This window comes from Acinetobacter tjernbergiae DSM 14971 = CIP 107465, assembly GCF_000374425.1.
Lineage (GTDB): Bacteria > Pseudomonadota > Gammaproteobacteria > Pseudomonadales > Moraxellaceae > Acinetobacter > Acinetobacter tjernbergiae.
The window spans coordinates 25,486-37,012 of record NZ_KB894363.1 but is presented as its reverse complement, the minus strand read 5'-3'; the positions used below and the strand labels follow the sequence as shown (position 1 = coordinate 37,012).

The 11,527-nt window shown below is 38.9% G+C and carries 10 protein-coding genes; 3 read left to right on the top strand and 7 right to left on the bottom strand.

From position 1 onward, the window contains the following. Positions 1 to 8: 8 nt before the first annotated feature. From C502_RS0109510 to C502_RS0109480, 6 genes are all read right to left on the bottom strand, one after another. Positions 9 to 230, bottom strand: a complete 222-nt coding sequence (locus tag C502_RS0109510; RefSeq protein WP_018678596.1) for a DUF6500 family protein — start codon at positions 228 to 230, stop codon at positions 9 to 11. A 164-nt stretch (positions 231 to 394) separates the two neighbouring features. After that, a complete protein-coding gene (locus C502_RS0109505; protein WP_018678595.1) occupies positions 395 to 2,458 on the bottom strand; it encodes a TonB-dependent receptor plug domain-containing protein in 2,064 nt (687 codons plus the stop codon). 629 nt (positions 2,459 to 3,087) lie between these two features. Next, positions 3,088 to 3,633: a gamma carbonic anhydrase family protein gene (locus C502_RS0109495; RefSeq protein ID WP_018678593.1), complete on the bottom strand. Its 546-nt coding sequence runs from the start codon at positions 3,631 to 3,633 to the stop codon at positions 3,088 to 3,090. Positions 3,634 to 3,724: 91 nt separating this feature from the next. Beyond that, positions 3,725 to 4,873, bottom strand: a complete 1,149-nt coding sequence (gene dacC, locus C502_RS0109490; RefSeq protein WP_018678592.1) for a D-alanyl-D-alanine carboxypeptidase PBP5/6 — start codon at positions 4,871 to 4,873, stop codon at positions 3,725 to 3,727. Positions 4,874 to 4,987: 114 nt separating this feature from the next. Then, positions 4,988 to 5,389, bottom strand: coding sequence for an MCR_0457 family protein (locus C502_RS0109485; protein ID WP_018678591.1), 402 nt, complete (start codon positions 5,387 to 5,389; stop codon positions 4,988 to 4,990). A gap of 146 nt (positions 5,390 to 5,535) precedes the next feature. Then, on the bottom strand, positions 5,536 to 5,910 hold the full coding sequence (locus C502_RS0109480; protein ID WP_018678590.1) for an MCR_0457 family protein: 375 nt from the start codon (positions 5,908 to 5,910) through the stop codon (positions 5,536 to 5,538). 103 nt (positions 5,911 to 6,013) lie between these two features. Between C502_RS0109480 and surE the strand changes: the two genes are divergently transcribed. The 3 genes from surE to C502_RS0109465 all read left to right on the top strand — a co-directional run bounded on the left by surE (position 6,014) and on the right by C502_RS0109465 (position 8,783). Continuing rightward, entirely contained in the window at positions 6,014 to 6,784 is a 771-nt protein-coding gene (surE, locus tag C502_RS0109475; RefSeq protein ID WP_018678589.1) for a 5'/3'-nucleotidase SurE, read from the top strand. Positions 6,785 to 6,894: 110 nt separating this feature from the next. Continuing rightward, positions 6,895 to 7,725, top strand: a complete 831-nt coding sequence (locus C502_RS0109470; RefSeq protein WP_018678588.1) for a peptidoglycan DD-metalloendopeptidase family protein — start codon at positions 6,895 to 6,897, stop codon at positions 7,723 to 7,725. 128 nt (positions 7,726 to 7,853) lie between these two features. Further along, complete coding sequence (locus C502_RS0109465) at positions 7,854 to 8,783, top strand: LysR family transcriptional regulator (RefSeq protein ID WP_018678587.1); 930 nt, start codon at positions 7,854 to 7,856, stop codon at positions 8,781 to 8,783. Between the two features lie 39 nt (positions 8,784 to 8,822). Here the strand turns inward: C502_RS0109465 and C502_RS0109460 are convergent, their stop codons facing one another. Continuing rightward, complete coding sequence (locus C502_RS0109460; RefSeq protein ID WP_018678586.1) at positions 8,823 to 11,453, bottom strand: Lon protease family protein; 2,631 nt, start codon at positions 11,451 to 11,453, stop codon at positions 8,823 to 8,825. Positions 11,454 to 11,527: the final 74 nt, after the last annotated feature.

The window sequence follows — 11,527 nt, the reverse complement described above, 5'->3', positions numbered from 1 at the left end:
GTCTTTAATTAATCGGATTGGGCTAAGACCAGTGCTTTAATCTTGTCAGCTTTTTCAAAATGATTAAGTCGATGCTCTATGATCCACCAATGGGCAGCTTCCATTAAGCATTTAGGATCATCATTTTTATTGGCAAAGAAAGCATAGAACGAAAGTCCGACGTTACTGCCTTTTTTTGCAATTTTTGCATCGCAGACCTGCACGATTTTGGCTTTGAGTTCGGCTCTCATATTATCCTCTAAGCGCTGATGAAAGTAGAATACAGATCATAGCATTCCCAATATTGGGAGTTTTCTTAATTCAATTTTTAATATCTATCTTGAAGTCTAAAAAGCCAGCTATAAAAATAGCTGGCTTTTGTTGATCAAGAATCAACGTAGTCTTGGCAGAAAAGTTAGAATTTTTTCTCTAGAGAGAATTGGAAACTAGGCATGCCTTGGTTTGTTCTTGCTTGATATAAACTACCATCAGATTGGTTGGTCAATCGTTCTTTATAATCCGTGCTTAATACATTGTTCAGATTCAAACTTGCTGCCCAACCATGAGTAAAGCGTTTAGTTGCACTCAGATCTACACCAAAGCGTTCATTGGTGGTTCGATCATAAGGTTGATTATCTAAGCCGCGAGTGAATTCAGGAGTATAGCTCACATTGATACTGGTAGAAAGTTGCCAAGGCTTAAAGTTATAAGATAAACCTGCGCTTGCATTATAGGGTGCAACATCACTCACTAAACGTTGATTGTGTTGTTCATCTTCAACTTTGGCACGGATGGTTGATACTTGCCCATTCAGCATAAATGAATGACCCGCATCTGTTTGTTTCAACGCATAACGTCCAGAAAGTTCAACTCCATATGTTGTTGCTTCATTTTGGTTTTGTGGACGCTCGACATAACGTGAACCTTCAAGCGCAATCACCTTTTCGATGTAGTCTTTAATTTCACGATGATATGCAGTTAAGCTGACACCACCACTTGCAGAGTCATATGCTAGTGTTGATTCAGCAGCACGGGTTTTTTCTGGTTTTAAGTTTGGATTTCCACCACGATCTGGATTGTTTAATGAACCGGCATCGCTATCTGTAGAAACTGTCACATTTGGAATGAGGCGGTCTGTCTTTGGGCTGTTAAACGCTTGGCTTAGGTTCGTTTGGATCGACCATTGTTCGGTCAGATCAAAACGATAAGCCAATACTGGGCTCAAATGCTGATCTTGATAATCGACTAAACCTGAGCGATTTAACCATTCTTGGCGCGCACCTAAAGTAATGGTTTGTCGATCAGTGAAACGCCAGCTTCCTTCAGCATATAGGGCATAGCGTTGTTCATCTAGGCTATCACTTACATTGCTATCTAGATTATTACTACGTGCGTCAACACCAAATTTAATTTGACGATCTGGATCTAATTTACGCATACCATCATAAGCTAAACCATATTCATTAATGGTTTCATCGGTATAAATAGTATTTTGAAAAGAACGTGTAAGCTGCGTTTCGGTCTGACGTTCTACTGATAAACGAATTTTATCACTCAGATCTTTGTCTTTGCGTTCATAGCGCGTGTTTAAACGAATACTATCATTCTTATCATCTTGTGTTTGATTTGCTGAATAACCATTCATTTTGATGTTGCGATAGAATAATTCAGCAATCAATTTTTGTTGATCATCAAGATCATATTGCAAGCGAGGTGCAAACATTTGCATGGTGCGATTGACAGTACGTGCTTGTTCACGTGTTCCTGTTGCCGTTTCAGTTTTAGTGAGTGATGTATTATCAACCCACATTTGATTTGCAGAAACACTATATGACCATGCGTTGTCACGACCGTCTGCTTGAATATTAATTTGTTTATTTTCAGACTCTTGTTGTTGGCTACTGCGTAGCCCATAACCTACTTTTACCGAACCACTTATACGATTATCCAGTGGTTCTTTTAAAATAATATTGATCACTGCTGATGATGCAACTGAAGCTTGAGCAACACTTGGTTGTTTAACAATCTCAATACGTTCAATCATTTCAGGGGTAATGGTGTCAATGATAGACATCCCACCACGAGGGCCGCCTTGCACTGGTTCGCCGTTGATTAAGAATGTCGGGCCAGCGCCACCACGAAAACGCATTCCAGAAGCACCGCCACCACCACGAGGACCTTGTCCAGGCGTTGGAAGTTGAAAACCTGCCGCACGGCGTAAAGCATCCATGATGGATTGATCGCCATATTGCAGCATTTCATCTCGGGTAATCACTGTCTTAGGAACTGCACTGATGTCATCATCTTTTTGTTTTTGTGGTTCTGAAAATACTTCAACGGAGAGTGTCGGTAAAGTTTGAACTGTGGGTTCGGCAGATGGAGGCGTTGTATTGGTATCGGCAGCAAAAATTGAAGAACTTATACTGAGTAATGCCGAACTGAGTGCGCTCAGTTTTCCATAATAGAGAGGATGTTTCATTTTAAATGCCCCAAAAAAGAATCAAATTATTTTGCATGTAGCCTAATGTAAAATTGTGTAGAAAAATGGAATTTAGCTTGAATAATTTAAGGGGTTACAAATTTTTTTAAAAATTATGATAATCTAGATTAGAGTGTTTATGAGAATTTAAAGGAGGCTAGTAGTTAAATAGATATAATGTGGTAGTTGAATTTAATTTTATGTGTTAAATCGATATAGTGAGTATCAACAAAACACAATTAATTTTAATCATTTTCTAAACAGTATTTTTTCCATTTATTTTTAAAATTTTCTATAGCCTTTTCAGCTTATTTTTCATCTGTATAAATAGGAGAGTTCTTCACTTCATCAACTATTCTGTTAAATATTTCACCTTTTTATTTAAATAATTGAGCATAAATTCCTTTGCTTTTTCGACATCAGATCCCATCTGATGGAATGTCATTAATGTATCAGCTGCATATTCTATACCTGCACATTTTTCTAATTCTGTAGCATGAGTAGATGTAATTAACAGAACTGTGAATAATCCTATGATTATTTTTCTCCTAAAAAATCTTAATACAAAAAGAAGAATAGAGAATATGTGCCTTTTATTCCAATATATGAAATCTGTAGTTTTAAAAAAACTACGGATCAATTTGATCTAAATAATTATCCTTCACTTTCACATAATGACGTGCTGAATAAGGAAGGAACTGCATCTCTTTTTCAGTCAGTGCACGAACTTGCTGTACTGGACTACCGACATAGAGATAACCGCTTTTTAACACTTTACGTGGCGGAACAAGACTACCAGCACCAATCATCACATCGTCTTCAATAATCACGTCATCCAAAACGACGGTATTAATCCCGATTAAGACACGATTGCCAATGGTACAACCATGTAAAGTCACATGATGACCAATAGTTACATCTTCACCAATGACGAGCGGAGAACCATTCGGTTTAGCTTGATTTTTATGGCTGACATGCAACATACAATGATCTTGTACATTACTATTTTTGCCAATCTGAATTGAATTCACATCACCGCGGATTACGGCAAAGGGCCAAACAGAAACATTTTCAGCTAATTTGACATCACCAATTACCACAGACATATCATCAACATAGCAGCTTGAATCAACATCAGGTTTTTGATCTAGATAAGGACGAATGTTGTTTGACATAGCAGTGTTCAATTGGAAAATTTAGAGGAATTATAAAATAAAAAAGCATTCATGCCCAAGAGCATGAATGCTTAATTAGTCTATTCTAAAATTAGAATAAATTGCTAAAGAACATTTTGATATGGTCAATCATACGTGCAAAGAAGCTTGCTTCTTCAACAGCTTTTAATGCAACCAGTGGTTTCTCTGCAATGACTTTACCATCAAGGCTAGCAACCAATTTCCCGACGACTTGACCTTGGGCTAAAGGTGCATTGAGTTTAGGTTGAACCACAAGCTGAGTTTTGATTTTATCCGCTTGACCTTTAGGCATCGTTACATTGAAGTTTTCAGCTAGACCAATTTGAACATTATCTTCTTTACCAAACCATACTTTGGCTTTAGCAAGTACTTGTTTAGCAGGTTGTACATTTGCTGTTTCAAAGTTCGCAAAGCCCCATGCTAATAATGTACGAGTTTGATTGGCACGTTCATTCATGCTTGGTGTGCCAAAGATTACTGAGATCAAACGCATTGGTCCACGTTTACTCGAAGTGGTTAGGCAATAACCCGCTTCATCAGTGTGACCCGTTTTTAAACCATCAACACTTGGATCTGTATAAAGCAGGGCATTACGGTTGCCTTGTTTAATACCATTAAACGTAAATTCTTTTTCCGAATAGATCGGGTAGTATTTAGAGCTATCTTTAATAATATGTTGCGCTAGTACAGCCATATCTTTAGCAGTTGAGTAATGACCTTCAGCAGGCATACCTGTTGCATTGATGAAATGAGTATTCATCATACCAATACGTTTGGCTTCTTGGTTCATCATATGGGCAAATGTACCTTCGTTGCCCGCAATGTGTTCAGCCATTGCTTTAGATGCATCATTGCCTGATTGAATAATAATACCACGTAACATTTCTAGAACAGTTGCTGTACCATTTAATGGTACATACATACATGATTCAGCACTGGTACCACGACACCATGCTGATTCATTCATACGGACTTGTTCGTTGTCTGTTAATTCACCCTTTAAAAGTTTTTGTTCTATGATGTAGCTTGTCATCATTTTAGTCATAGACGCAGGTGCAAGTTTTTCATTTTCGTTTTTTGCAGCAAGGATTTGTCCAGTCTCATAATCCATCAATACATAGGATTTATTATTTAATTCTGGTGGAGACGGTAGGACAGTCGCTGCATATGAAAGGCTTGGCAAAAGTAATAATGCAGCAAGAGCGCTTTTTTGAGTCATTCTAGGTGGTTCCAATATCTTGTGTGAAGCAGATGAGCCTAGCATTTTAGGATAAAGCACAGCCGACTTCTATGGTAGATGGCGGCTTTTTCATGCAGTATTGTAACTAATCAGTTACTTGGAATAATAATTTCGAACATCATCGCAAATTTGGCGATTATCATCTTCGGATGCAGCCTTAGCATCTTTACGTGCTTCTGCCAAAGGTGCTTGAAACTCTTTGGTTGCGGCACGCTTATTTAGAATATCTACAGCGTTGGGTTCATTGGATAAATAAGATTTGACTAAGCTGTCATATGCTTTATTAAATTTTAAATCTTTACCAATCAGATCGGGGCAGATTTCAGATAAAACATAAATCGCAGCGAGTTCTTGTGGGGTAACGCCCTCTGAGGTTGGGGTGACTTCAATTTTCTCAGTTTCAGATTTTTTTTCTGCGGCAAATGCTGTTGTTGTGAGAATACTAGAGGCAATCAACAATGATAAACCTAGTGTTTTGAAAACATTTTTCTTCATAAGAATTCAAACTCAGAAACAAGACTTAAAGAATTTGAATAGCTTATAGCATAAAAATATGAATAAATTGTATGTTTGCTGTAGGGAAGTGGAGTTGTGTGGCTTTAAATATTAAAATTTAAAACCACAAATTTTGAATTTAATCATTAGCCTTCAAAATTCAATACATCTTCACATACTGATTTTTGTTCAGCTTTTTCAACTTCCTTCGCTGCGTCACGAGCATCTTTCAATAAAGATTGGAATTCTCCGTCCTTTTGTAGACTCTCAAGGGAAGCTGATTTATCAGAATAGGTGCTTAAATAAGAACCCACCATCTTTTTGATGTTTTCGTCAAATTTAGCATTTTTTCCAATTAAGCTTGGGCACATTTCAATGAGGACTTGCGCATTGGCAATATCATCTTTGATGAGTGCGTCTGCTTCTTTAGCTGAAACCGTTGTGTTTGCAAAAATTGCGGGTGCTGTTAGAAGTGAAAAACTTACCCCTAAAACACGGATAAAAGTAGATAAATGTCTCATGGCGGCATAAATTTCTAATACTATGAAGTTACAAATATATATAATTCACTGAATAATTCAATTGAAAAAACTACGTAGTAACATTTGAAGAGACAGGATCAAAGTGAATATTTTAATAGCAAATGATGATGGTGTTTTTGCACCAGGCTTACAGGCTCTAGCACAAGCGTTAAAGCCTTTAGGTCGAGTAGTCGTGGTTGCACCTGAAAGTGAGCGTAGCGGTTACTCAAGTGCCTTAACTTTAGATCGTCCTTTACGACCGATCCCAATTGCAGAGGATGTTTGGGCTGTGAATGGAACACCCGCAGATTGTGTTTATTTATCAATGAATGGTCTATTCGATTTTGAATTTGATCTTGTTGTCAGTGGTATTAATAGTGGCGCAAACTTGGGTGATGATGTGCTGTATTCGGGGACTGTCGGTGCTGCTTTTGAAGGACGTTTAATGAAGCAGCCAGCGATTGCGGTTTCATTAGCAGGCTCAAATGTACGTTCATATGAGCATCCCCAACATTATGCTAAAGCTGCACAATGGGTGCACGATTTTATCACAAAGGGTCTACCGATATTACCGCCACGTCATATCTTTAATATTAATATTCCTGATGTTGAGCAAATTCAAGGAACACAAATCACTTATCAAGGACGTAGAGCGCAGTCCAAACCGATTAGTAGTCATGTCGATCCACGTGGTCGTCAGGTCTATTGGATAGGTTTAGCGGGGGAAGCTGTCACAGAACCTCAATCTGTTTCAAGTAATATTCAATCAGATTTTTTCGCGGTTGCGAATGGTTTTGTGAGTATCACACCCATTCAAATGGATGCAACCAATTATGCTGTACTCGACAATTTACATCTTCATGTAAATGGTTAACGGTTGCTATGTTATAACTTTGTGAATATAGAAAGTGAGAGCTCGTTTTTTCTCACTTTTTTGATACTCTTAGGCGCAAATAGATCAAGGTTTTTTCGATGAGGGCAAAGATGCATTTAAACCATGTCTCGATTTTTCTATCACGAAAAATGATTAAAACCATTGTGTTGTCTATGGCAGTAACAAGCATTGTTGTCGTTACAGGTTGTGCATCAAAACCACAAGCAAAAGGTGGTAATCGTTATGTACAGCAAGCACCAAATTATTACACCGTACGTTCTGGCGATACGTTGAGCGCGATTGCAAATCGTTATGGTTTGAATTATTTAGATGTGGCTGCGCTGAATGATATTGCGCCACCTTATCGAATTTATGTCAATCAATCATTACGTTTAAAAGGCTCTGTTGCACAAAGAACGACATCTACACAAGCAGTCGCACAGACAACGCCAATTCAACGTCAAAGTATTAATTTACCGCCTCAACAGCAACCCGTTGTTCCAAAAACACAACCTGTTGTCCCTAAAGTTGCTCCAACAAATCCTATAACGCCTACATCAACGACTCTGGCTTCGAGTTTGCATTGGGTAAAACCATCAAATGGAGCAGTTATTCAAAGTTTTAATTTGGCAAATAATGTCAAAGGAACACGTTATGGTGGCAATGAAGGTGATCCTGTTTTTGCTGCTGCAAATGGACAAGTGGTTTATGCTGCTGATGGCTTAAAAGAATATGGAAATTTGGTGTTGATTAAACATATTGATGGTTATATCACCGCATATGCGCACAACAGCAAAATGTCAGTAAAAAGTGGTGATAATGTGACAGCAGGGCAAAAAATTGCAGAGATGGGATCTTCTGGTGCATCTCGTATCATGCTTGAATTTCAGGTCCGTTTAGATGGAAAACCTGTAAACCCAACCACGGTTTTACCAAATTAGATGAACTTGTTAATAGGCTTTTAACAAATTGTTGATAATATCTAGTTAAAAAATAGACTTCCCTGTATACTCTTGTGAATTGCTTTAATTAGAACAATAAGCATATTAATAAATTAAGAGGGAAGTCTATGTTAGATCAATTGCGTGCAATGGGGGTCTTCGCTTGCGTTGTTGAAAAAAGTTCTTTTAGTGGTGCAGCGCGAGAACTAGGGATTACAACAAGTGCAGTCAGTCAGCAGATCCGTTCTTTAGAACATGAAATGGATGTCACTTTACTTCACCGTTCAACTCGGAAACTCAGTCTCACTGAAGCTGGGCAAGCTTTTTTTCTCAGTTGCCAAGAAATGTTGGCAGCAGCTGAACGTGGCAAAATTCGTATTAATGAATTACGTGATGATCTTGTTGGTGATTTGCGTATTGCAACCACACCTGAGTTGGGTGCGTTGCATGTCATACCTGCACTTTCTCACTGGATGTCAGCGCATAAAGGATTAGCCATTCATTTTGAAGCAGATCATCGCTATATTGATTTGATTGAAGAACGTATTGATATTGCTATTCGGATGAGTTTAAAAGTTGATGATCAACAGTTGTGTGCTGTACCTTTGGCGCGGGTCGATCAGGTCTTAGTTGCTTCACCAAGCTATTTGAATCAATCATCATCAATTACACGTCCTGAAGATTTGCGTAATCATGAGTTATTACCTGTCACATTGATGCAAAATTATCAACATTTCTCATTCCGTCATGGTTTGAGTAATGAAGTTGTCAATGTCGATATGAAAACACGTCTAAGTACCAATAATGTTTTTGTCGCAAAATCATTGTGTCAACAAGGGCATGGTATTGCGCGTATTCTCTATATGGATATTCAAAAAGAGTTGATCAATGGGTCTTTAGTCGAAGTTCTACCTGATTGGCAACTTCCTGCTTATACGCTACATGCTTTAACCTCGAAGCGTGAACAATATCCAATGAAAGTACATCGTTGTATTGATGCACTGAAACAATATTTTGCTCAATTGCCAGGTGGGCGCTCTTTGCAAGGCGTTGCTTAAGCAAAAAAGCCATGTTCTCTAAAGAACATGGCTTTTTCTTTATGACCTATTTTTTTTACTGAGCATTTTTAAGCTTTTCGCTTCAACGGTAGAATCTTCTAAAGTTTTTGCATCAGCATCATCTTTCTTGGTTTTCTTGCGCTTTCTCTTTTTCTTTGGCTCATCGTCCTCAACAGCTTCACCATCTTCAATCGCTTGCCAATACTCTAATTGTTGCATGACAGCCGCATAAATTGAGTTTTTACTATATCGACCTTTCTTGTCGAGTGTTCCAACAGGGCGAGCCATTAAAATTTCTAAAGCTTGATCAATTGTATCAATGGCATGTACATGGAATTGACCTGCTTGTACTGCGTCAATCACATCTTGGCGTAGCATCAAATGTTGCATGTTTTGACGTGGAATAATCACGCCTTGTTTACCTGTTAGACCTTGAAGTTTACAGGCATCATAGAAACCTTCAATTTTGGAATTGACCCCACCAATCGGTTGAACTTGACCGAGTTGATTCATTGAGCCTGTAATTGCCCATGACTGATCAATTGGAATTTGACAGATGGCAGAGATTAAAGCTGACAGTTCTGCAACAGTGGCACTATCGCCATCCACTTGCCCGTAGCTTTGTTCAAAAGCCAAAGCTGCAGAGAAGTGTAGAATCTGCGCACGACCAAAATGAGCTTTTAAGAAACTCGACATCAGTAACACGCCTTTGGCATGTAGTGAACCACCCAATTCAACGCTGCGTTCAATATCGAGGATATCGCCGCCACCTTGATAGACGGATGCGGTGAGACGAGAGGGTAAACCGAACTCAACATCTGCATAGTGAATTACAGACAAGGCATTGATTTGACCCAGGCGATGTCCTGTGGTTTCAATGAGCTGCGTACCACGCGAGAGATCTTGCCAGTAAAGCTCTCTTAAATAGCCTAAGCGATATTGGCGATGGTGCAAGGCTTGATTAACGTGCTGATCAGTGACGATTTTGTCATCGGCTTTAAAGGCATGATGATGTGCTTCACGAATTAAATCGCCGAGTGTAGAGGCATGTAGAGAGAGTGAACTTTGATCTTCTGCCTGACGGCTAGAATCAGTGAGCAAAGCTGCAAGTGCTGAACGATCAAATGGAAGTAATTTATCTGCTTGAACATAGTCTGCAATCAGTTGCATATAGGCTTGTTCATTGCTGTTATTGCGTTGCAAGGTATCGGTAAAGTCAGCGCGAATTTTAAAGACACTACCTAGCTCAGGTTCGACTTCTAAAATTTCATAATAAATTTCAGGTTCTGCCAATAGAACAACTTTAAGATCAAGGGGAACAGAAGCAGGTTCAATCGAAATACTGCCTGTTAAGGTGAGCATGTGTTCCAAAGATGAAAGTTTGAGCTGTCCTGATTTTAATGCACGTTTTAAACCTTGCCATGCATAAGGTTGTTCAAGCAATTGTTCTGCTTCAAGGATTAAAAAGCCGCCGTTGGCTTGATGTAATGAACCTGGGCGAATTAAGGTGAAATCAGTGGTAATCGTACCATTGTGTGTAAGTTGCTCAACATGACCCAATAAATTGTAGTGTGTTGGAAAATCTTCGAAAATAACAGGTGCACCGCTATTGGGTTTATTGGCAACGATCACATTGGCTTGATAGCGTGAAGGAACACGGTTGAATAAAGCAGGTGTAAAGTCATCTTCTTCTTGCTCTAAAATTAGCTCGACATTATCAATAATGTCCTCAGCATAATGTTTTAGATATACATCGAGACCTTTGACTTCTTTATTTTTATTTAAAATTGATTCCATGCGTGGCGTAACCACTTGGGTCGCAATGTCACGGTTTAAAATCGATACTTGATCGCGCGCATCATCTTCTAAATCGCCAAGGTGTAAGCCTAAACGTTCTAGCTTTTTCTCCATATAACGCATGTTGGATGTGATTTCAGCGCGGTCTTTGCTGCTCAGAGCATCAAGATCATTTTTTGTTAATTCTTGATATTCATTCTCTCTGAGTTGCATTGGAATAAAGACGTGTTTGTCATCACGAGAAATCAATTTTAAATCGAGCTCTTGCCCCTCTTTTGTGAGTTCTATCAACGCTTGTTGTTGTACATCACCCGTGTCTTGACGAATACGCTCAATACGATTGTGATAACTTTCTGCGCTAAAACGGCGTTCTAACTGCTTTAGAATGATCTGCCATGCTTGTTGTAATGCATTTTGAAATTTTGTGCCTTGTCCTGCGGGGAAACGCAGCGCAATTGGTTGTCTTGGGTTTTTGAAGTTATTGACATAGACCCAGTCATTTGGCGTTGGCATGGTTTTGGCGTGCTGCTGAAGCAAACGCTTAATCATGGTTCGTTTGCCTAGACCTGCTGTGCCGACTGCAAAAATATTATAGCCTGAATATGGTAAGGAAATACCTGCTTCAACTGAAGCACGTGCGCGATCTTGCCCAAGAAAGTTATTAAGGGGTTTGATGCGTTTCGTTGAACTTGGAATCTCAGCTAAATTGAGAATGTGGGTGAGTTGCTCTGGACGAAGTGCTGTTTTCGTGAGTGTTGCTTGAATATCCGTTTGCTCAAAGGCACTTGGTAATAAATTGATCTTCGCTGTAATCGTGTTTGTTGGTGTTAAAGATAAAGTTGTTGCAGTCATTTGATCAAGTTTTTGGGTCACTGTTGCTATCCAACAAATAAACGAAAGTTAAGTAATTAAAGGTATACAGTTTTAGGTCTAAAGATCAAGCGAAC

Coding starts and splice junctions, on each gene's coding strand:
- C502_RS0109510 (WP_018678596.1), bottom strand. CDS start 230: ATGAGAGCCGAACTCAAAGCCAAAATCGTGCAGGTCTGCGATGCAAAA.
- C502_RS0109505 (WP_018678595.1), bottom strand. CDS start 2,458: ATGAAACATCCTCTCTATTATGGAAAACTGAGCGCACTCAGTTCGGCA.
- C502_RS0109495 (WP_018678593.1), bottom strand. CDS start 3,633: ATGTCAAACAACATTCGTCCTTATCTAGATCAAAAACCTGATGTTGAT.
- dacC (WP_018678592.1), bottom strand. CDS start 4,873: ATGACTCAAAAAAGCGCTCTTGCTGCATTATTACTTTTGCCAAGCCTT.
- C502_RS0109485 (WP_018678591.1), bottom strand. CDS start 5,389: ATGAAGAAAAATGTTTTCAAAACACTAGGTTTATCATTGTTGATTGCC.
- C502_RS0109480 (WP_018678590.1), bottom strand. CDS start 5,910: ATGAGACATTTATCTACTTTTATCCGTGTTTTAGGGGTAAGTTTTTCA.
- C502_RS0109470 (WP_018678588.1), top strand. CDS start 6,895: ATGCATTTAAACCATGTCTCGATTTTTCTATCACGAAAAATGATTAAA.
- C502_RS0109465 (WP_018678587.1), top strand. CDS start 7,854: ATGTTAGATCAATTGCGTGCAATGGGGGTCTTCGCTTGCGTTGTTGAA.